The sequence below is a fragment of the Stenotrophomonas sp. 116085_Sma genome, from assembly GCF_056479585.1.
The window spans coordinates 2,815,621-2,837,430 of the sequence record NZ_CM151057.1; the positions used below are offsets into that span (position 1 = coordinate 2,815,621).

At 65.2% G+C, this 21,810-nt stretch carries 15 protein-coding genes; 4 read left to right on the plus strand and 11 right to left on the minus strand.

From position 1 onward, the window contains the following. Positions 1–91 precede the first annotated feature (91 nt). Positions 92–1,255 carry a two-component system sensor histidine kinase NtrB gene (locus ACZK0Z_RS13165; RefSeq protein ID WP_404830258.1) on the plus strand — a complete coding sequence of 388 codons (1,164 nt, stop codon included), beginning with the start codon at positions 92–94 and terminating at the stop codon, positions 1,253–1,255. Continuing rightward, positions 1,245–1,604 carry a response regulator gene (locus ACZK0Z_RS13170; RefSeq protein WP_049430967.1) on the plus strand — a complete coding sequence of 120 codons (360 nt, stop codon included), beginning with the start codon at positions 1,245–1,247 and terminating at the stop codon, positions 1,602–1,604. The genes ACZK0Z_RS13165 and ACZK0Z_RS13170 overlap by 11 nt, the downstream gene beginning before the upstream one ends. Before the next feature lie 66 nt (positions 1,605–1,670). Here the strand turns inward: ACZK0Z_RS13170 and ACZK0Z_RS13175 are convergent, their stop codons facing one another. The 3 genes from ACZK0Z_RS13175 to ACZK0Z_RS13185 form a co-directional block, all read right to left on the minus strand. Continuing rightward, entirely contained in the window at positions 1,671–5,360 is a 3,690-nt protein-coding gene (locus ACZK0Z_RS13175; RefSeq protein WP_336339756.1) for a TonB-dependent receptor, read from the minus strand. Continuing rightward, complete coding sequence (locus ACZK0Z_RS13180; RefSeq protein ID WP_414489322.1) at positions 5,357–11,530, minus strand: CshA/CshB family fibrillar adhesin-related protein; 6,174 nt, start codon at positions 11,528–11,530, stop codon at positions 5,357–5,359. The genes ACZK0Z_RS13175 and ACZK0Z_RS13180 overlap by 4 nt, the downstream gene beginning before the upstream one ends. A 371-nt stretch (positions 11,531–11,901) precedes the next feature. Beyond that, positions 11,902–12,468 (minus strand): TetR/AcrR family transcriptional regulator, encoded by a 567-nt coding sequence (locus ACZK0Z_RS13185; protein WP_197632262.1) that lies wholly within the window; start codon positions 12,466–12,468, stop codon positions 11,902–11,904. Between the two features lie 170 nt (positions 12,469–12,638). Between ACZK0Z_RS13185 and ACZK0Z_RS13190 the strand changes: the two genes are divergently transcribed. Beyond that, a complete protein-coding gene (locus ACZK0Z_RS13190; RefSeq protein ID WP_197632263.1) occupies positions 12,639–13,469 on the plus strand; it encodes a universal stress protein in 831 nt (276 codons plus the stop codon). Here the strand turns inward: ACZK0Z_RS13190 and ACZK0Z_RS13195 are convergent. Both ACZK0Z_RS13195 and ACZK0Z_RS13200 read right to left on the minus strand, forming a co-directional pair. Next, complete coding sequence (locus tag ACZK0Z_RS13195; RefSeq protein ID WP_197632264.1) at positions 13,417–14,310, minus strand: helix-turn-helix domain-containing protein; 894 nt, start codon at positions 14,308–14,310, stop codon at positions 13,417–13,419. The genes ACZK0Z_RS13190 and ACZK0Z_RS13195 overlap by 53 nt on opposite strands. A 117-nt stretch (positions 14,311–14,427) precedes the next feature. After that, the gene (locus ACZK0Z_RS13200) at positions 14,428–14,892 is read right to left on the minus strand and encodes a GNAT family N-acetyltransferase (RefSeq protein WP_197632265.1); all 465 of its coding nucleotides are present in this window, start codon (positions 14,890–14,892) and stop codon (positions 14,428–14,430) included. Between the two features lie 163 nt (positions 14,893–15,055). Between ACZK0Z_RS13200 and ACZK0Z_RS13205 the strand changes: the two genes are divergently transcribed. Continuing rightward, the gene (locus ACZK0Z_RS13205; RefSeq protein ID WP_197632299.1) at positions 15,056–15,946 is read left to right on the plus strand and encodes a dihydrodipicolinate synthase family protein; all 891 of its coding nucleotides are present in this window, start codon (positions 15,056–15,058) and stop codon (positions 15,944–15,946) included. A gap of 128 nt (positions 15,947–16,074) precedes the next feature. Here ACZK0Z_RS13205 and ACZK0Z_RS13210 read toward each other — a convergent pair whose 3' ends face one another. The 6 genes from ACZK0Z_RS13210 to ACZK0Z_RS13235 form a co-directional block, all read right to left on the minus strand. Beyond that, positions 16,075–16,686, minus strand: coding sequence for a GFA family protein (locus tag ACZK0Z_RS13210; protein WP_336339759.1), 612 nt, complete (start codon positions 16,684–16,686; stop codon positions 16,075–16,077). A 1,168-nt stretch (positions 16,687–17,854) separates the two neighbouring features. After that, the gene (locus tag ACZK0Z_RS13215; protein ID WP_197632266.1) at positions 17,855–18,277 is read right to left on the minus strand and encodes a hypothetical protein; all 423 of its coding nucleotides are present in this window, start codon (positions 18,275–18,277) and stop codon (positions 17,855–17,857) included. A 698-nt stretch (positions 18,278–18,975) separates the two neighbouring features. After that, positions 18,976–19,866 carry an aspartyl protease family protein gene (locus ACZK0Z_RS13220; RefSeq protein ID WP_197632267.1) on the minus strand — a complete coding sequence of 297 codons (891 nt, stop codon included), beginning with the start codon at positions 19,864–19,866 and terminating at the stop codon, positions 18,976–18,978. A gap of 114 nt (positions 19,867–19,980) precedes the next feature. Then, positions 19,981–20,196 carry a hypothetical protein gene (locus ACZK0Z_RS13225; protein ID WP_197632303.1) on the minus strand — a complete coding sequence of 72 codons (216 nt, stop codon included), beginning with the start codon at positions 20,194–20,196 and terminating at the stop codon, positions 19,981–19,983. Positions 20,197–20,297: 101 nt separating this feature from the next. Further along, the gene (locus ACZK0Z_RS13230; protein WP_197632268.1) at positions 20,298–20,888 is read right to left on the minus strand and encodes a hypothetical protein; all 591 of its coding nucleotides are present in this window, start codon (positions 20,886–20,888) and stop codon (positions 20,298–20,300) included. 152 nt (positions 20,889–21,040) lie between these two features. Further along, positions 21,041–21,793 (minus strand): hypothetical protein, encoded by a 753-nt coding sequence (locus ACZK0Z_RS13235; RefSeq protein ID WP_336339768.1) that lies wholly within the window; start codon positions 21,791–21,793, stop codon positions 21,041–21,043. Positions 21,794–21,810: the final 17 nt, after the last annotated feature.

Here is a 21,810-nt window from a genome sequence, read left to right on the forward strand (position 1 = left end):
CAGGACAAATGGCACGTGTCAGGTGTGCACGCATCCTTCACACTTGAGTGCCTAGCTTCACGTCCCTCACAGGGGTAACACTTATTTACACGTGGACGCAGCCGCTTCTACGACGTCCGTGCTGACGGACCCTTCCCGACAACTGCGACTGCTGATCGACAGCGTGCGCGACCATGCGCTGTACCTGCTTGATCCTGAAGGCATCGTGTGCAGCTGGAACCCGGGCGCCGAACGTATCAAGGGCTATTCAGCCGATGAAGTGGTGGGAACGCACTTCAGCCGCTTCTACCTGGCCGCCGACCGCGAGGCCGGTGAACCCCAGCGCCTGCTTCGCGTCGCAGCACAGCAGGGGCATGTCGCCAGTGAAGGCTGGCGCGTTCGCCGCGATGGCTCGTCGTTCCGCGCCAGCGTGGTCATCGAACCGGTCGTGGAAGCCGGCGAACTGCTCGGCTTCGTCAAGATCACCCGTGACATCACCGAGCAGTGGCAAGCGCAGCGGCTGCTGCGCGATGCCCAGCGTGCGCTGCGCAACACCCAGCAGTTCGAGACCGTTGGCCGTCTCAGCCGTGGCCTGTCGCATGAGTTCAACAACCTGCTGACCACCATCGGCAATGCGCTGGACCTGCTGTCGCTGCGTGTCAGCAGTGACGATGCACGCGCAGCCGAGCTGCTGGATGCCGCGCAGGCAGCCACCGACCGCGGCGCGCTGCTGACCCGCCAGCTGCTGGCCTTCAGCACCGGCCAGACCCTGATCCGGGAATCGGTGGACATCAATGCGATGGTACGGCAGTGGCTGCCGGACCTGCAACGCGCCTGCCCGCCCACGGTGGTACTGGAAGCCCATCTCACCCCAGGCCTGCCGCAGGTGAGCACCGATGCGATGCAGCTCCAGACCGCCCTGGCGAACCTGGTGGCCAATGCCGTGGAGGCCACCGCCGATGGCGGCCGCATCCTGATCAGTACCGCGTTGGAACATCGCCTCGACCCGGATGCGGACACCACGCTGCAACGCGGCTATGTCACCCTCAGCGTCTGCGACGAGGGCCACGGCATGGCCGCCGACATCGCCGAGCAGGCCAGCGAGCCCTTCTTCACCACCAAGGACATCGGCAAGGGCAGCGGCCTGGGCCTGAGCCAGGTGTTCGGATTCACTACCCAGAGCGGCGGCTTCGTCGACGTGTCCACCACGCCCGGTGTCGGCACCACGGTCAGCCTGCTGCTACCCGCAACCGAGGAAGCAATCCATGACCGATGACCCGATCCGCGTTCTGATGGTGGAAGACCAGACTGATCTTCGCGAAATGATCGGCCTGGCCCTGCGCGATTTCGGCATCGAGGTGGCCACCACCGCCGACGGGCATGAAGCCGCAGCGTTGCTGAAGGGCGACGCGCGTTTCGACGTGGTGTTCAGTGACATCAGCATGCCCAACGGCATGTCCGGCATCGAGCTCAGCGAGCACGTCGCGCGTGAGCAGCCGCAGGCACGCATGATCCTGTCCTCCGGCTATGCGCGTTCGCAGCTGCCGCCCCTGCCTGAGCAGGTGGAGTTCCTGCCCAAGCCCTATCGCCTGCGCCAGCTGGTGCAGCTGCTCAGGCAGGAATGATCCGTCGCCGGGCATCGCCCGGCGTATCCGCTCATGTACAGCCGGGCCCATGCCCGGCTGCGCTCCTCAATAGCGCCCCACCAGGTTCAGGTACCACCCGCGATGGGTGTAATCGAACCTGGTCAGGTCATCGCTGAAGTCGGTGAAGTTGTAGCCCACACCCACGCGGAAGTTGCGGCCGATATCGCGATCGACACCGGCCAGCCAACCCTGCCTGCTGCCGCCGTCGCGGACATCCAGCAGCCGATACTCCAGCAGGCCGTGCCACTGGTAGTACAGGTCATAGCGCAGCTGTCCCGCAGCGAAGTTGGTGGCCGAGTCGAACCAGGGGCCGCTGCCGCGTCCATAACGCACCTCGCCTTCGCGCCGCGCCGCCTTGGCCGCCACCTCCCAGCGCTGGTCGATGCGGTACACGCCTTCCAGCGACAGGATCTGCGTGCGCTGATCGTAGTCCACGCCGTTCACCTGGCCCATCGTCGACAGGTCGTACAGGTAACTGTAGCGACCGAACAACGCCCAGCGGTCGTTGTCCCACGGCCGGTAGGCGAAGCCCAGGTTGCCTTCGATGAAGCGCGCACCCGCCACCGGATTGATCGCATCGTCGGTGTCGGCATAGTTGAAGCGCGCCGCGATGCGCCAGCTGTCGCTGAGGCGGTGGCTGAGGCGATTGGTGCTGACCCACTGCGTGCGCCGCTCGGCACCGGTATCGCGCCGCCATTCCAGCTTGCTCTGCCACTCGGTACCGGGCGCGGTGCGGCCGCCGGACAGGCTGACCGCCTTGCGATCCACCTGGCCACTGCTGGCGTCCAGCTTGCCGTTGCTCAGGGTGAAGCCCGCGTTCCAGCCCACCGCCGGATAGAAGTCCATGCCGAAGGTGTGCGCCAGGCCGGACTCCTGCCCGGATTTCAGGAACTGGCTTTCGTTGAACACGTTGACCTGGTCAGACAGGCGCCAGCGCTGGCCCAGAGTCCATCCATCCTGTGCGTTCGGGCTGAACAACGGGTCGTACTCGCTGCGGTCGGTGGACTGGGTGAATGCACCGTAGAAGCTGTGCTGCGGGGTCAGCCGGTACTCGGCGTTGACCTGCGCGGCGGTGCCACGGTCGCCGTCCGAGACTTCCGCACCAATGGTGGACAGGTTGGCGAAGGTCCAGGTGCCACCGGCCACCACCGCGTCGTTGTCGGCATAGCGGCCATGGTCATCGTCGACGGTCAGCTGGCCACCGCCGTACACATCCAGCGACGTACCGATGCGGTGTGTGTAGCGCGCCGCAGCCAGCACGCCAGCCACATTGCCGCCAAGGCCGCGGTCCTCCTGCACACGGCGCAGTTCGGCCGACAGTCGGTCGTTCTCGCCGATCCGCCATTCGGCGGTGGCCTGCGCCTGGATCAACGACGCATTGCCACGGCGGGCCTCGCTGTAGCGCGCATACAGGCTGAAGTCGTCGGTCACGTAGCCCAGCAGCTCGGCGCCCTGCTCGCGCACGCGCTGGCCGGTGTCGAAGCGGCCCACCGAATAGCCGCCGTCCACCTGGCGCCACCAGGCGCCGGCGCTCCAGTCGCGCTGGGTCCAGCCCAGTTCGCGCAGATTGACGCGTGCTTCAACGGCGGTCGCTTCACCTTCGCGCAGCCCCTCCGGGTTGAGGCGGCTGAAGCTCAGACCGCCGTTGTCCGAGAAGAACACCGGCGCACTGGTCGCCTCGCTGCGGCTGTGCTCGACCTTCAGGTAGGTGCCACGGCCGGCCTGCAGGGTCAGGTCCGCACCCTTCATCGAATAGTCCTGGCCGGAGCGCTGCTCGTCCACGTAGGTGGCGCCCACGGCAACGTGATCACCAAACCAGTGCTTGCCGCGCACGCCAGCGGTGATGTCATCGCTGTCGAAGCCGGTCGGCACCCATTCGTAGTCCACGATCAGGCGCTGCTCATAGCCGTCCAGCGGCACGTCGCGGCTGATCCGGCGCAGGTTCTCACGGCTGACCTGGGCCAGCGGCCGGGTCAGCAGGATGCGGCCCTGCAGGGCGTCGATCTCGTAGTCGGCACCGCGCACCATCGGCACGCGCTGCTCGACGCGGCCGGTGGTGCGGTCACGGATTTCCAGCACCACCTGGTCCGAACCACTGAGGATGCTTGCATGCCGCAGGTAGTACAGACTGCCACCGGTGCCGATGAACTCGCTGTGGCCCGGCGCCGTTTCGGCCTGTGAACCGAATACGCGCAGCTCGCTGCGTGCATCCCCCCAGGCATTTGCTCCGCGCGAGCGCCACGACAGTGCCGCACCGTACAGCGAACGCACGTACTGCGCGTACTCGGTGCCGGTCAGGCCGGTGTTGTAGTTGCCCCACAACGCCTGGTTCTTGTCCCAGTCCATGCGCAGGTAGAAGCGGCCCATGCTGTCAACATCGCGCTGGGTCAGCGAGTCGTCGCCATAGGTCGGGTAGTACAGGTCCGGGTCCAGGCTGCGGAACAGGTCGCGCGGATCGGCCGTGGTGAAGCCGGTGAACAGCTCGTCCAGCGGACGGTTCTGGGTATCGGCCTGTGCGGTCAGCAGGTAGCGGCCACGGGTCTTGGCCTTCAGGTAGAAGGCCAGGCGGCCATCGCTGAGCACGTCATCATTGCGCTCGCCCCGGGCGAAGTCCTGCCCTGCCCCACTGGCCTTGTTCTGGTACACGGTGATGTCGGCCAGGCCGACGCCAAACAGATACTGGCCGCTGACATCGACTTCCAGCGTGCGCGCGATGGCCGGCGCATCCGGTCGCTCCACGCGCACGTCGAAGGCATGATGGCCGATCGGCATCAGGTACTCGGCGGCGAACTTGCGATCCTGGTCCAGCGGATAACTGTCGCCATTGATCTTCAGCGACGCGCCCAGTGGCAGGTCGCGGCCACGCAGGCGCACCCGAGATCCATACACCGGGATGTTCTGCTGGCGCAGGCCATTGCCATCGAACACCTGCTGCAGCAGTGACAACGACGCGGCCTGGTTGGCGTCCACCGAGGTACCGCGGCGGTCTTCCAGCGCGTCACGCAACTGCTGGTTGCCGCGCTCGAATTCCGCCGGCGTCACCAGCTGCATCGACTGCGCGGTGGTTTCATCGACATTGCCCTCGGCATCAAAGGCGCGCAGCACGTAGACCAGCCGGTCGCCGCGACGCAGCGGCGTCGAGGCCGGCAACGCCCCATCCCACACGCCCTGGGCAACGGCGGCCACCGGCAGTTCGAACGTCGCCAGTGCTGCCACACGATCCGTGTCGCTGCCGCGGTAAACGCTGACTTCCAGGCGCTGGATGAAGGCGGTGTAGTTGCCACGCACGTAGAACTCGACCGGCCACACGATGCGGCCTTCGTCGAAGGCGACCATGCCCGGTGCAGAGACCGACAGTTCCGGCTGGCCCATCGCCGGGTCTTCGGTGGCCCAGATCGCGCCGCCTTCCGGCAGGCGGATCATGAACTCGCCACGCACGGTGGCCTTGCCCGGCTCATCGATCGCCACACTGACCCGGCGGTCCGGTTGCAGGGCCTGCGAGCTGGAACGCGTGGACGTTCCCTCGGTCACCGGTTCGTCATAGCTGCGCGAGCGCAGGCTGAACAACAGTTCGCCCTCGGCATTGCACTGGGTGCCGTCACAACGGATCGGCGCCGGCTCGGCGGCGGGCGGCTCGGCATGGGCGGCACCGGCCAGGCCAAGCAGCAGGGCCTGATACAGCGCAGCGCGCGGCAGGCGGGCCGCACGGCGGGCGGCAGAGTGATGCGCGCTCATGGGCGTGCCTCCTGTTGGCGGGCAGCCGCACGGGTGGCGGCGCTCTCCTCGTTGCGAACGCGCAGGCGCTGCTGCACGGCGGGGCTGAGCTGGCTGCGCAGCGCCTCGAACACGGCGTTGGCACGGCGCAGGCCCAGTGCCTGGTTGTAGGCATGGCTGCCGCGCACATCGGTGTGGCCGACCAGGCTGACCTGGCCACCGCCCAGCTGTTCCAGACGCGCGGCGATGGCGGCCAGCAGCGGCTTGAACTCGTCGCGTACGGTGGCCTTGTCGGTGTCGAACAGCACGTTGCCCAGCAGCGCGCCACCGGCATCCACACCGGCCAGCAGCGAGTGGGGATCGCGCACATCGGTGCGCAGCTGCACGGCCAGGCCGGCGCGTGCGCTTTCCGCAACCTCGGCCTGCAGTGCATCGCGTACCGCTGCGGCGCGGGCAAAGGCCAGTGCCTGGCTCTCGCCATTGGCAGCGATCACCACGTCGCCGCCCTGGTAGCGGTCGACCACCTCGGCCATCTTCTTCAGCACCGGGCGATAGTTGGCCTGCAGCTCGCTGCTGTCCGGTGCGAACAGCACCTCGCCCAACGCAATCTCCATGCGCTCGGCGGCGGCCTGCGGCGATGGCGACAAGCGCACGCCGAAGCTGAAGCGGGTCGGCACGCCCCGCGTCACCCGCCGCAGCAGCGGATTCTCGGTGGTCAGTTCAGCCCCGGCCGGCAGCGTGGCCGGGTCCAGCTTGATGATGAAGTTGCGGCCCAGGCGCGCGTCACCTCCGTGCACGTCAGCCAGGTGGTAGCGCCCGAACGGATCGGTCTCCACCAGCAGGCCTTCCACCGTGGCCAGACGCACACCGGGGATGCCCTGCTCCTGGATGCCTTCGTTGCCGATCACATAAGCCACTTCGTAACCCTCGGCGACACGGGCGATCTCGCGGCGCACGCTCGGCTCGGCTGCGGTGAGGCCTTTGCCGGCCTCACCGCTGCGTTCCACGCGCGTGGCGCCCTGCGCGTCCATCCGCAGGCGGTGGCCCTGCGCGCTTTCCAGCACGAAGTCATCGCTGAAGGACAGTTCGCGCAGGCGCTGGCGCAGCACCACCTGATGCGCCTCGGCGGTGTCGGACGTGGACGCGCGGCCATGCACCACGCCAATCTGCACTCCGTGCAGCAACGGTGCACTGGCATCGGCCAGCGGTTGCGGGCCATCGCCGCGATCCAGCGTGGTCGAGCCCGGCACGTAGGCCGCAGCAGCGAAGCCGCCCTGCACGCGAACGCCGCTCAGCTCGGCACTGTCCTGCCAGCCATCGCCGTCACGATCATCAAACACAGTGCCGAATACCAGGCTGTCTTCCAGCAGCGGATCGGCATCCATGGCCACCTCGGCGGTGGCGATGTTCGACAGCGGCGTGCCATCGTCGGCGGTGGCAACGGCCTGGTTCACGTGGTTGCCCGCGCGCACGCCGGCGCCCACACGCAACAGGTAGGTGATGGTCGCACTGCGACCCACGGCAATGTCCACCGCACCGATGCGCAGTGGAACCTGGCTGCTGGCCAGCGAGAACGCGCCGTCATCGTCGGCCACGCGCATCGAGCCGTCGACGTAGCTGAAGCCCGGCGGCGGTGTATCGACCACCACGCCGTTGCGCCAATGGCTGCCGCCCACGTTCTCGACCACCAGCTGGTAGCGCACCAGGTCGCCCACCTTCACCCGGCGCGGGCTGGCGGTCTTGGTGATCCGCAGGGCGAAGTCGGACACCACCTTGTGGCGCGTCTCGCAGGTCGTGCAGTCCGGCGGCGGCGAGCCATCCGGATACTGTCCGCGCAAGCGGTTCAGCACCTCGATGCGGGCCTCCTGGTTGACCACGGCCTGGTAGGCGAACTCGTGGCGACCGATAGCAGTACCCGTCGGCACCGTGCAGACGATGTCGGGCCCCTGCTGGACGCATCCGGCGGGCAGGCTTTCGATGCTCAAGCCGGCGTCCGGCGTATCCACCAGCTGCAGCGGCTGGCGCAGCGCCGCCCGCTCGACCGTGGCCACCAGCGTGTAGCGCAGGCGGTCGCCCGGTCGCACTTCGGTGCCACTGGCAGGTCCGGAATGCTTCTCCAGCACCACGCGCGGTTCGGCCAGCGCGTGCTCGGTGCTGCAGTCACCGCTGCAGGTGGGCGTGTCACCGCCGGTGCCGAGTACGGCGTTGCGCACGCTGCCGCTGGCCTGGGCGTTGACCAGCGCGCGGTAGCCCAGCGCATAGGTCCCGGGAGCGGTACCGGCCGGCAGCGTACAGACCAGCGGATTGCTGGCGTTGCAGGTGAACGGTCCCGGCTGGGTGACCGACTGCAGGTCCAGGCCCGTGCCCAGGGTATCGGTCAGGGTCAGCGTATCGAGGGTCTGCGAGTTGGCGACCGTCACTTCCACGCTGTAGTCCACCGCATCGCCCACGCCCACCGGAGCGACGGTGGTCGACTGCTTGCGGTAGGTCACCACCGCCGACAGCACCGGCGTGGTGGTTCCGCAGTTGCTGGTGCAGGTGGTGACGCCGGTGCCACTACCGAGCACGGCATTGCTGACGCTGCCCTTGGCCCGGGCATTCACCCGAGCGGTGTAGTCCACCGTGTAGGTGCCCGGCACAGTACCGGCCGGCAGCGTGCACACCAACGGATTGGCGGCATTGCAGCTGAAGCCCTGGCTGGCAGTCACCGCACCGAAGTCCAGGCCGGGGCCCATCGTGTCGGTCAGGGTGAACACCGCCGTGGTGCGCGAGTTGCTGACCACTGCAGTCAATGTGTAGGCGATGCTGTCGCCCACCTTCACCGAACCTGCGGCGGCCGAGGTCTTGCGATAGTCGATCGCGCTGCCGGTCACCGGCGTGCTGGTGCCGCAGTTGGCGGTACACGACGGATTGTCGCCACCACCGCCGAGCACGGCGTTGGTGACCTGCCCGGTGGCCTGCGCATTCACCACGGCGGTGTAGGTCAGGCTGTAGCTGCCCGGAACGGTGCCAGCCGGCAGCGTGCACACCAGTGGATTGGCGGCATTGCAGGTGTAGCCCCCCGCAGTGGTCACCGCGCCGAAGTCCAGGCCGGTACCCAGCGTATCGGTCAGGGTCACCACATCGGTGGTGCGCGAGTTGGTCACCACCGTAGTCAGGGTGTAGGTCAGGCGATCGCCCACCGAAACCGGACCGGTGCTGTTCACCGACTTGGCATAGCTCACCCCCGGTGTCGCCACCGGGGTGGTGGTATCGCAGTTCACGCTGCACGACGGATTGTCGGTGCCGCTACCAAGCACGGCATTGCGCACACTGCCGCTCGCCTGCGCATTGACGGTGGCGCCATAGGTAACACTGTAGGTACCCGGCACGGTGCCGGCCGGCAGCGTGCACACCAGCGGATTGGCGGCGTTGCAGGTAAAGATGCCTGCGCTGCTCACGCCAGCGAAATCGAGGCCATTGCCCAGCGTATCGGTCAGGGTGACCACGGCACTGGTGCGCGCGCGCGTCACGGTTGCAGTCAGGGTGTAGTCGATGCGGTCACCCACCCGTACCGGCCCACCTGTGGAGGCCTGCTTGGCATAGACCACCTGCGCTGCGGCCATCGGCGTGGTGGTATCGCACGCACCCACGCAGGACGGGTTGTCGGTGCCGCTGGGCACCACCGCGTTGCGCACCTGGCCACTGGCCTGCGCGTTGACCACGCCGGTGTACGAGAATGCATAGCTGCCCGGCACGGTCCCGGCCGGCAGCGTGCAGACCAGCGGGTTGCCTGGCGTGCAACTGAAGCTACCCGCGCTGGTGACGCTGCCGAAGTCCAGGCCGGGACCCAGCGTGTCGGTCAGCGTGGTCACCGCCGTGGTGCGCGCGTCGGCCACCAGCACCGTCACGGTGTAGGCAACACTGTCGCCGATGGCGACCGGACCGGCGGTGCCGCTGGCCTTGGATACCGAGATGCGTGGCGCCGCCACCGGCGTGGTGGTGGTGCAGTTGCTGCTGCAGGTGGGCGTGTCAGTACCCGTGCCGACCACGGTGTTGACCACCTGGCCACTGGCCTGCGCATTGACCGTGGCCGTGTAGCTCAGGCTGTAGGTGCCCGGCACCGTGCCTGCCGGCAGCGTGCACACCAGCGGGTTGGCCGCATTGCAGGTGAATGCACCGGGGCTGCTGACGCTGGCGAAATCCAGGCCGGTGCCCAGGGTGTCGGTGAAGGTCAGCACATCGCGGGTGTTGCCGTCGGCCACGGTGACATCCACCGTATAGTTCACGGTCGCACCCACCGCGACCGGGCCGGCGGTGTTCGAACGCTTGGCGTAGCCCACCCGTGTCACCGGCACGGTCACATCGCTGCGCGTGCAGTGGTCAACGTCGGTGCAGCTGCTGCCGGGTGCCGGCGGATTGCCGTTGTTGAAGGGATCGTAGCCGCCGCCCACGCTGGCATGGTTGGTCAGCACGCCGTTCGCAGCCGCGGTGACCGTCACCGGCAGCGTGAACGCCGAGCTGGAGCCGGGGCTGCCGGCTGCGGCCAGCACCTGGCTGCTGGTGCAGGTGACGTCCTGGCCACTGGCCGTACAGCTCCAGCTGCCGCTCACATGGGCACCCGCCCAGTTCGGCACGATCCCGGCCGGCAGCTGGTCGCGCACGATGATCGCACCCACCGGCACATTCGGTGGATTACCGGTGGGCACATCACTGGTATTGCTCACCGTCAGCGTGTACTGGGTGCCGGCCTGCCCGTAGTTCCAGATGCCACCGGTGGCGTTGCTGCCCTTGACCACCTTCAGCGAGGGAGCGGTGATGGTGATGCGGTGGTCTTCCACCTCGCCGTCATCGGCCACGCCGGTCGGGTTCTGGATCTGCGCGGCGATGGTGGAGTAGCGCAGCCGCACGTAGCTCGTGCCGGCGCTGACCGCGCTGGGTACCGTCCAGCTCAGGTTCGCCTGGCCTCCGCTGCAGGCGGCGGTCGTGCTGCGTTCGTTGAGATCGAAGGTGCCATTACGGTTGAAGTCGATCCAGCCGGCAACGCTGCCATTGCCCACACAGGCTACTGACTGGGTGATCAGCGTACCGGCCTGCATCACCGTCAACCGGTAGCTGGTTGGCCAGGCATCTTCTTCACGGCTCCCCACCTGCGGGAAGTTGTCATCGCCCAGTGCGTCCGCGCTGTAGCTGCTCTTCTGTTCGGTATCCGGGCCCAGGCTGCCGAGGAAATCAGTCAACGGTGGTGCCAGGCCACCCGGCGTATAACCGGCGGTATTGATGTTGAAGTTGCTGGCGCCCTGCGGAATGCCATCGGAACGGAACTGCAGATCGTCCACCACGTGCATGGCATCGCCGTAGCTCTGCGGTGCGTCACCGAAGTCGGCATACGGCACCAGCAGGCCGATGGCGATGGCGGTGGTGCCGCCGCCGCGCATCGAGAAGCCCATGTTCACCGCCAGGTTGCCCGGCGCGTGTGCGGCATTGTCGAAACTGAGGAAGGTAACGGCCGCCGTGTTGTCGTCGTTGCCGGGACCGAAGCGGATCACCTGGTTGGCGCCGCTGGTCGACTTGTTCACCAGATAGGGCGTGGCATTGGCCAGGTTCTTGCGAACCTCCACCACGTTCCAGGTGCCCTGCGCGCTGGCTTCGACGAACTCGCCGCTGTTGTTGATCGATTCGGCATCGGCCATCACCACGCCGCGCAGGCGGTAGGGCGCGCCCCCCAGGGTCGACGTGCAGGTGATGCTGAAACTGGAGGTGCCGCCCGCACGTGCGATGCCGGCAATCAGCTGGTTGCTGGTGCCAGTGCCGCCGATGTTGTACAGATCGTCAAGACTGTCACCGCCGAAGTTGCCAGGCCGATAGCTGCGCAGCACACCGGTCTCGGCGGTGTTCAGGCGGCAGTCCACGCGCAGGTTCACTCCCGCCGCCACAGGCATATCGATGGACGACGTCGCGCCGTCGTTGAGCGCGACGTTGTTCACGCCATTGGCACCGCCGCCCCAGGTCAACCACAGCACGGTGTTGCGATACGGGCTGCTACCGCCGGTGGCATAGGCCGCAGCCCAGGCCAGCGAGGGTGCCAGCATTGCCAGCAACAGCAACAGGCCGGCCGCCATCCAGCGGCCGGGGTGCAGGTACTGCAGGTTTTTTCCGGGATGAACGCATCCACCGCCCGCGCGAATGCGCGACGTCGTCGACTGCCACATGTTGATTTCCCCGCTCAGCCCTCAGACGGGCCGAAGTTCAATGGGTGACCTGGGACGAAATCCCGGCACCGGCGACGCACGCAACTACGTGTTCTGCCGACTCCGTGGCACCCGCCTTCGTCCCTGCACCCGGATGGTTGGGCACATATATCTGTGACCAAGTTAACACATTTCGCACAAATGTGTGACATTCATCACATTAATATTTGCCAACTCTGGCGCCAATCGCCTGGCTACAGTTGTAGCAACACGGCCCCGGCGGCCCGTGCACGATTCCGGCAGCTGCAGCGCCCTTTCCGGCAAGTTGCCATGCGAATTCGGCGCACAGTGGGGCCAGCGACAAGGTGGCGCGCGCTGCGCGCCATCGGGAATCAGCCCTTCATCGCCCCATGCCGGAACGAGGCCAACAGCGTGGATGCGGCCATTGCCGGGGCCAGACGGCCGCGCGCAAGCGACCAGGTGATGCCGTAGAAGCAGGTCCAGTAGAAGTCGGCCAACCACACCGCGGTGAACTCGACATTGAACTCACCCGCTCGCTGGCCGCGCAGGAAAAACGCCTCGAAACGTTCACCGATCGGGGCCCAGCGCTCCGGCAGCAGGTGCAGGTCACCCTGGCGCTGCTGCTCTTCCATCATCCGCGCGAACACCAGCGTCACCAGCTCCCAGTCCGCCAGCAGTGCCGCCGTAACCTGCTCCAGCACCTGCTGCGCAGGCTCGTTGCCATCGAACGAGCTCGCCGCTGCTTCCAGGCGTTCGAATCCCGCTACGAACAAGGCCTCGTCAATCGCCTCCCGTGTTGGCGCGAACCGGTACAGGGTCGCGCGACTGATGCCTGCCCCGCGCGCCAGTTCGCTGAGCGTGCAGCGAGGATGGCTGACCAGGGTGGCAGCAAGGGCGTGGTGCAGGTTGCGGCGTGTGCGGGCAGCGGCAGGTCGCATGGAGGGGCCTGGATGCGGGGTCCGGTCACGCTAGCATGAATCATAAATTAATAAACTGAATCATATTTGATTCACTCGAATCACGAATGCGCTACAACAAGGCTGCGTCCGGTGCACCCGGGTCGGTGCACGGCAGGGAACGCGTCACAGGCATCGAAGGAGACAACGCCATGCTGCATCCGCTACGCGACATCGCCGTGCTGTTCGACGCCAGCGATACCGGGGACCGCGTACTGAACATTGCCGCGCATCTGGCGCAGGCACAGCAGGCGCATCTGGTCGCGGTATCGACCGCCCAGCATCCCACCGACATCGCCAACGGCTTCGCGCGTGGCGCGGGCATCGCCGCCGCACTCGACCATGAAGCCCGCGCTGACGCCGCCTGCACCGCGCAGTTGATGCAGAACCTGCGCGACGCCGCCGAACCGCTGCAGATCAGCACCGAACTGCGCATCGTCTCGGACTATCTGGGCGGCGCCGATCTGGCCCTGCAATCGCTGTATTGCGACCTGATCGTCGCCGGCTATCCGCATACGCCCGGTGCCCCCTCCGGTTGGCATCCACTGGGGACACTGCGCCAGACCGGCGTGCCGATGCTGCTGGTGCCGCCGCACTGGAAGGGCGAGCAGGTCGGCCGGCGTATCGTGGTGGCCTGGAATGCCAGCAAACAGGCCCGCCGTGCCGTGGCAGATGCCCTGCCTCTGCTGGCCCGGGCGCAGGCCGTACACCTGCTGATGGTCGACACGCCCAAGGCTGAAGCCGCGCCCGGGGCCGAAATGGCCCAGCATCTGGCGCGGCACGGCGTCGAGGTCGAAATCCAGGCGATCAGCTCCAGCCAGGGCGGCGTTGCCGCCACCATCCGCCAGCATGTGCTCGATGCCGAAGCCGATCTACTGGTGTTGGGGCCGTACAGCCGCAGCCGCGTGGTCGAACGCGTGCTCGGCGGCGTCACCGAGGATCTGCTGGCCGAAGTTCCGGCGCCGCTGTTCGTATCGCACTAGCGCCACCCTGGCCGGCGCGGCGGTAGCCGGTCAGCGACTGGCCGGTATGCCGCCGGAAGTAGCGGCACAGGTAGGACGCATCCTCGAAGCACAGGCGTTCGGCGATGCGTCCGATCGACAGTTCGCTGTAGCTCAGCAGTCCCTTGATCTCCAGCACCACCTGGCGGTCGATCAACGCCTTCGGCGTTTCATCGAAGCATTCCCGGGTCAACTGCGAGAGATAGAACGGGGTGATGCACAGCGCCTCGGCGTAGGACTGCACGTCACGCTGGCGCATGCTGCGCCGGCCGACCAGCTCCCAGAAGTTCCAGGCCAGGCGCTCGCGCCGGCCGACCTTCGGCGCGGCCTCGTAGTGTGCCGGGAGCAGCGTGGCGAACTTCAGGAAAAAGGTCTGCAGCAGGTTGCGCAGCATCACGTGCCGATGGCGGCCACCGTTGTGCTGGGCATCCATCAACTGCTGAAGCCAACCCTGCAGCAGCGGCACCTCCAGCGGTGACGGCACGCAATGGGGATGCTCGTGCAGGAACTTGAACAGTGCATTGGGCAGCACATAGGCGACCTCCGAGGCCAACGCCTTCGGCATCAGGCAGACCACCGCCAGGAAACCGCGCGAACGCTGCCGCAGCAGCGCCAGCGTATCCTCGGCCAGCACCAGCACGTCGTGCCGCTGCACCGCCACCTCGCGGAAGTTCAGTGCGAAACGCGCACGCCCGGACACGCACACCAGCACCGCCAGATACGTATGCCCGAACGACAGTGGAACACCCAAGCCTTCAGCCAGCGTGCTGACCTCCAGGCGCATGGATTCGTCCTGTTCCAGAAGCTGGGGGATTCGATCCATGGGCCGATCCGGCTGGATTCCGGGGCCCAGCATATCGGGCCCGATGCCAGACTTGTGAAAAGTACCGAAATGATCAAGATGCCGCCCCCACCCGCAGTAGCCGACGCTGGGGGTGGATCAGCCCCCGCTGCGCTGCATGAACAGCAGCTCCGGCGTCGAAGCGTGTTCCACCGGCTGGAAGCCGAGATCACGGTAGAGGGCCACCGCCGCGAGGTTGTCACGATAGACACGCAGGGTCAGGCGCTGCACCCCGGGCGCCCGCAGGGCCTCGGCACCCAACAACTGCATCAGCACCCGCCCCAGGCCGCGCCCACGCGCCTGCGGCGAAACAATGATGCGGCCCAGGTGGGCGGTGCCAGACGCGGTCAACCAGTACTGGCCGAACCCCATGCACGCGCCCTCGCCGTCCAGCAGCACCCAACCCGGGCGCTTGGCCAGTTCAAGTGTCTGTGCGAACGCTTCGGGCGGCAGAGGAAACGCAACGCCTGGGCCAGCCCAGCGTTGCGTCGCTGCAACCGAATCGAGCCAGCCAGCGATACACGGGTAATGCGGAGGTTGAACCGGTTGCAACTGAGCGGGCATGAGGATGCCAGTGTGGTCTGGTCTGCTGATTGTGAGCGACCCGGTCGGCACCGTCACGCTGCGCGGCAGTCCTTGAATATTGTCCTAGGACAATATTCAATGCCGTGCATCCATGCACCTGCCTGCGCCTCGCAGCACTCCCCCCACCTCTCCAGGCCCCCTCATGTTCAAAGGTCTCAGCGCGTTTCCGCTCACGCCCTTCAACAACGAAGACATCGACACCCGCGCGTTCGCCGGCTTGGTTGAGCGCCTCGCGGCGTCGGGGGTGGACTCGATGGGCATCCTTGGCTCCACCGGCAGCTATGCCTACCTGGAAAAGGCCGAACGCAAGCGGGTGCTGCGCCAGGCCCTCACCCACGCCGGTGGCGTTCCAGTAATCGCCGGGATTGGCGCACTGCGCACCCGCGACGCGGTGGAACTGGCCAAGGATGCCGAGGATGCGGGCGCGACCGGTCTGCTGCTGGCACCTGTGTCCTACCATCGGTTGAAGGAGCACGAGGTCTACGCGTTGTTCGAATCGGTGTGCAATGCAGTGCGTACCCCGATCTGTGTCTACGACAACCCCGTTGCCACCCACTTCCGGTTCAGCGATGAACTGCATGGGCGAATCGCTGCCCTGCCGAACATCGCCTCGATCAAGATGCCTCGCCTCTCCGATGACCCTGCGGAAGCGGTGGCTCGGGTTTCCACGTTGCGTTCCCACATCCCGAAGCACGTCACGCTGGGCATCAGCGGCGATGCGGCCGCAGTGCATGGGCTGGCCGCCGGCTGCGATGGCTGGTACTCGGTGATCGGTGGGCTGTTCCCCGAGGTGGCGCTGCGGATCACGCGCGCGGCCCTCGGCGGCGGGATCGCCACGGCAAAGGCCTTGTCGGCGAGGCTGGCGCCACTGTGGGCGCTGTATGACCGGTTCGGTGGGATACGTGTAATGGCGTGCGCTGCAGCGCTGATGGGGCTGAGTGGGCACGGCAACCTGCCGCGGCCGCTGCTTGGCCTGGAGGGTGATGACCGGGCGCTTGTAGCGGACGTGCTTGCGCAGCTTGGGCTGTGCTAGCCGGGCCAGCCCGCGTTGCAGCCGCCCTGCATGCCTCTCACCACAGGGCGGCAGGCCTGCAACGCCGCAGTCACCAAATTGCAGACCGATCAGAATGCCATTGCACCATCACCACCACAGTCGCAGCTTCAGCCCTGCAGGTAGGTAGGGCCGTCCCACCCATCAAGGTACTTCGGCAACTCATCGCGAACCTCAACTACGCGATGCCGGTAGTAGAGATGCATTGTGGGCGCCATGGCAACGTCCAGCCATCCATCGCTTGCTCGGGCGAGCATGGCGTTGGGAACAACACACATGCCCAGACGATTCGTGCCGAACACAACCTCGCCGCACGTAGCACAGAAGGTCTTCTTCAGCTGCTTGTGGGGATGGTTGAAGCTTCGCGCATCGAAGGAGGCCATCTGAACCGACGAAGCCTCCCAAGCCGTCGCAGAGAACATGGTGACACCGTAGAAGTCCCTGCACGATGAACAGTGGCAGTTGGCGCGTGCGACCGGCGCTCCAGCCAACTCAATGACGACGTTTCCGCACAGGCACGCTACTCGTATTGACATGATGACCCGGAAGTAGAGAGGACTGGCGCGGATTCTACTGGCCTTTCTGAAACACATGCCGGCTGCCCCAACAGAAAACCCAGTCTGGCTCACCCACAGACGCAACGTATCGTCCATCGCCTTCGGGGTCTTCGGGCGCTTCTTCCCGATACCCTTTCCCTTCAGGGCCATCAAGGTATCGGGCATGCCGTACCGCACGACGATGGTGCTGGTGGCGCGCTCGCCGATGCTGCCGACCTCCTTCAGCTGGACGATGGCGACGGCAGCGAACTGGGTGGGGTGCAGAAAAGAAAGGCCCGCTGGAGAGCGGGCCTTTCTTCATTCATTTGCCAGTTGTTGACGACTGGATGGGCTTCGGAGTGGTTAGATCGTAGGCAAAGCATGCAGCCTGCATTTCGGTAAGCGCCTTCCGTCGATCGTGCGACGTCTCTCTGCGATCCGTGATCACTGGGAGCTTCAGACGAATCACGTCAGCGACGGCTCTACGATCAGCAATTGCTGCGGATCCGCCAAACCCAGAGTCCTCCAGCGCCTTTCCCGCCATCCCAGAGGCGCCCCCCAATGCACTTAGTCCGGCTATCGCACCGGCGTGCTTGGCAGCGTTCGCCGCCGTGAGTGCAGGTGCGATGACCGTGCCCGCGACCAGCCCGATCCCGTACACCGAGAGGGACGCCTTTCGCTGATCAACGGATTTGTTCTCCATCCCGAGGATGAGCTTCTTGCATTCCGCCAGTACCGCTGGCAACGCCTCCTCAACGTCTGAGGCGTCATCGACCTCCCCTTCAGGCTCATGCCATCCGTCGCGGGGATGCCTCCTCGGAGGCTTGACCCCGTTGGGATCAGGCGCCTGGGTCTGCCCCCCCAACGGGGGGCGGCGGAGGTGGAGGTGGTGCTACGTCGGCCCGGGAAGGATGGCCAACGAAAGAAACGTTGTAAGGTGCAGTAGAACCACCCGTGGTTGAACAGCCAACGCAAAGCACAGCCGCAACCAGAACAGCGATCATCGCTTTCATGTTGCCCCCTGTCGGCGGCGTCTTGCCACCGCTGGGGCCTTTACTACCACAGGATTCCGACTTTCACGGGCGCGACAATCCGACTCTGCCTGCTTTTTACCGGGCCCAGCTAGGCCGCCAGCAGTTGCATGGCCTGCGGCCGCGTGAATCCGTTCTCCACTTGGGACAGGTACTCAGCCCGGACGCACGCCGCCACCAATGGTGCTGGTCAAAACGGGGTACACCGCGTTCGTCGGAGATGGCCTCTGTACGTCATTCTGTCTGACTGACGATTCGATCATCGACGGCCGAGTCCGCCTCATCCAGCACCTGCAAGGCGTTGCATGACCTGCAGCGCTTGGCTACTGCTCGCGGCTCAGGCGAAGGCTCCCGTCGGACGGGAGCAGGATTCGATAGACCTGCCTTTCGCCCGCGTTGATGGTCAGGTTCTGGGAAGTTGAAATGTTCGGACAGGCGCCACCGCCTGTGTCGAGCTTCACGAAGTAGGAGCCTGGGGATACATACAGGGTGGCGGCCTCAGACTGGCGAATGTCCATCACCTTCTCATTGTTGAGAGAGATGGCATGCGTGCATGCGGATCCGTGGAAACCCTTGTCCCGCATGATGTAGATCTGCGCACTACGGTCCGGCGACGGCGCCAAGCGCGCGGCCTTGTAGATGCGATCAGGAGGCACCGGCCTGGCGGCCCCCTCCGTGACGGGGACCGTGGAACAGCCGATCAACGTGGCCATTGCCGCCGCAGCACCAAGCATTCCTTTCCGCATGATCCCCTCCATTGTCGTTGCCTGATTCTACCGCGCGTCCGCTCCCTCGCAATTCCGAACTGATTGACAGGAAAAGTCACCTTCCGGCATTGCGAGTCAGTTGCCGCGTAGCAATCCAACTCCAGCCGCCCACGAAGCTTCCCGGCAGAGGCGGGCCGCCGAAGTGCTGTGAGTGATCCAGACGAAGATGGCCAGGGGCGCACGAAGTCGGCAAGTGGCGCGAGGCCCCGCTGAGCCGGTATGCGCGCTGGGCACTTCGCCGCCCATCCGATCCGCTTGCCGCCGTGCACAAGAACACGGTATGGCCAACACCGGAGTGCCGTTGCGACAGGTGCAGATCCTGGCCGGGCATCCCGACTACGCCACTACTGAGAAGTACTACGCCCACCTGCCCCCGGAGGGCGATGACAGGGCGGCGCGAAAGCTCAGATTCCGGGGTGTGCCAACTGTGCCGGTTCGCGGTTAGAAACTGGCCAGAATAGTCCAATCGACACCACTGGGCTCAGCGTAAGTCGTTAAATCTGGTGACCCCGGCCCGATTCGAACGGGCGACCTTCCCTTAGGAGGGGGATTTCGTCGCCCGCTCAATCAGCTACTTACGAAGTGCATGGGACCGGCATGGGTCCATTTCAGCTCAAATACCCCGCCGTAGCTGCAGCAGCCCCCCGCCCTCACCGGCTCCTTGTCGGATCCTCGCATCATTTGCTGCCAAGGTGTCCGTTGGGGCGCAGATAGACGTCTCCGGTGTTGGTGTCCAGCAGAATGTTGAAATTCCTAAGGACTTCGCTGCCGATTGTGCCGTCACCGCTTGACCCGTCTTCATCGATGGTGAAAGAGACCTTGGGTTGGTCCAGCCGAAGACTCTGAAGCTCTACCGCGGGAGCCCGAACGTCGACCGACCGGATCTTCTTGCCTGCGCTCCCACTGAATTGTGACGTTCCGACCTTCTGCGTGAGAACATCTTTGAGGTTGTGTCGGGAACTGTAGGCATAGCTCAGATCGATGGTTCCGTTGTTGCCGGTGTCCAAAGATAGCCACGCTTGGAGTCGTGAGCCTTCTGTCTGGAGGGTCACTTCGATAGCGGGAGTGTTGTCGATCCACCGCGTTTTCATCCGCGTGTAGCCCACTACGCTGGGCAAACTGCCATGCACGAACAGAGTCATCTTGTCGTAGTCGATCTCGACCACACGGCCCTCAAAAAATTTCCAGCCGAGAACGGCGTCAAAAGGCCGGTTCTGGTAGTCAATCACTGCGGCGCCTAGCGTTCTGCTAGCGCCTCCAAGGGCAACCCTATTTTTCGTGCTGTAGTCAACCAAGGTCGTCCCGTCTGCACCGGTGTTCTCGGATTGATCATCGATTTTCATACCAGCCAGATCGCGCGTAGCGAGTGACACAGCCATGCCGTCCGCTCCTGTGTCTACCAGGAAACGCAGAGGACGCGACTGATTGATCGTGCCCTCTGCGTAGATTCGTTGGTCTTTACCGAGCTCGAACGGGATAGCGATGGTCTCCGCAGAAACGGCAGGAGCACCAGTGAGGGCAGTCACCACAAGAATGGCAATAAACTGAATACGGCAGATCTTGGACATTGGCAGCTTCCGTTGGGCGAGGTATGAGTCCATGCGCCTACTTGGATGCATCACCGGGCCAAATGGTTTAACAGGTAGGCTGGCAGCTACCTCAGATCGCGGACCTGCCGCTGCTCAAGCGCGTCTCCACTGAGTCAGATGCCTTGGCCTGGGCATCGGTGACTTGCGCGGCTCCAGCGCTTCCTTGATGAGCGCGCCCTCTCTGGCTCCAGCCGCGGCTAGGCGCCGTGCCTGTTGCTGTTGCTCGCGGGTCAGGGACTGGGCCCATTGGGCGGCGACGGCGGCAGTACAGCCGACCGCCTGCTGGATTGTCGAGGCGGTCAGGATCATGGCGGGTCCGGAAATAGAAAACCCCGGCTGGTTGGCCGGGGTTGGGTCGTGCGCGATGGTAGTGAATCTACTCCGAAATGTGCGGGGGCATCAACCCCGCACTACTGCCATGGCCAACGATGGATGGTCCAAAGCGCAGGAATGTTGATGACCTTGGCCTGCAATAGTGCGGCGATCACCATGACCCCCGTCAGCCACTTGATGCCGCTCTGCAAGCGCATCGATTCCCTGTGCTTCCGCTCCTCCTCCTCGTATTGCGACAACGAAGCAATGCCCTTACCGTTGATGACGAATCCATTGCCGGTCTTCTGGATCTCCTGCAAATCCACTAGAGCAGCCAACATCGTCTCAATCTCGTCGAGCTTCTTCGAGGCATCAGGTCTTTCCATCCAGCGCTTTCCAACTATGGATTGGCACACTACCCAGGAGGAAACGGCATCTCTTTTGGATGACAGCTCTCTAACTGTCTTGAGAGTGGCGTATCTCTCGACAGATACTTCTTTCCGATAAGAGGCGCTAAAGGTCAACTTCCGCCACGCGCTAATCAATTGCCATGCGATGGCGTTGAACCGCCAGGTCTGTTCTCGCGCAAAACTTGTCCAATTATTGAACTTAAACTCGGCCCGCCCCCAGTACTGAGTAATCTCCGGCCTAGCCCGCCACACATCAAACAAGCTCAGTTCAGTTCGCACCGAAAATGAATCATCCTTCCAAGCCCGGCAGCTGACCACATCCCCTTCAATGCGATCGAACAGATAGTCTTGCTCGTCAATGTTTAGAAATACAGATACACATCGGACTGTTGCACCATCCGCCCCAGACCTTGGAATCAGTTGTGGAGACTTTACGGTCCCCGCATACCTGAGCCAAAAGCGAAGACTATCTGATGAGAACACGGAATCTCCTGGGATGTCCCTAGCGATCGAGCCAGAACGGCCGCCGCGTCGTTTTCAGCTTCTCGCATTCTATCCAGCAGCCACTCGTATACGCCACGCCAACGTTCCCTGTAGCTGGACTCATCTCGGCAAATAGCTGCAGCGCGCTGCCGATCGCTTACTGGAACGAGCCCGGTCCCGCCGCATGTCTTGCATGACACCAGCAGCTCCCCAACCATCGCTTGGCTCCTGCCCTCGCAGGCCACACAGTGCGGCCGCTTGGCGATCTCGCTGATCACCGCCGCCGCCAGGGTCGGAAGCGACTCCAGGGTGCTGATCGGCCAGCACTGAGCCTTCACCCGGCCAAGCCTCTGCTGGGCCGCGCCACGGTTCGCGCGCTGCTCCGCCGTCGCCGCGCCGCCCCAACCCATGCACACCTCGGCCAGGCCGAGATCTGTGCGGGCCTCGGCGAGGCGCCGCTGCTGCCGCTGCAGCTCCGGAGTCACCAGCGCAATCACAGCGTCCCGCAGCTTGTGCCGGCGCAGCGCGGCGCCGTCCGGCCACCAGCACGCCTCCAGCAGCTCCCGGCCCAGCCCGGCCGGCACCATGCCCAGAGCCGCGGCAATGTCCTGGTTCGTCAGGTCGGGCTTCCCACCTCCCCGGCCGATGTCGAACTTCACCGTGCTCGGCCCCAGCCGCGCTATCGTCTCTCGTGGATTCATGCCCGTTCCCCTGCCGC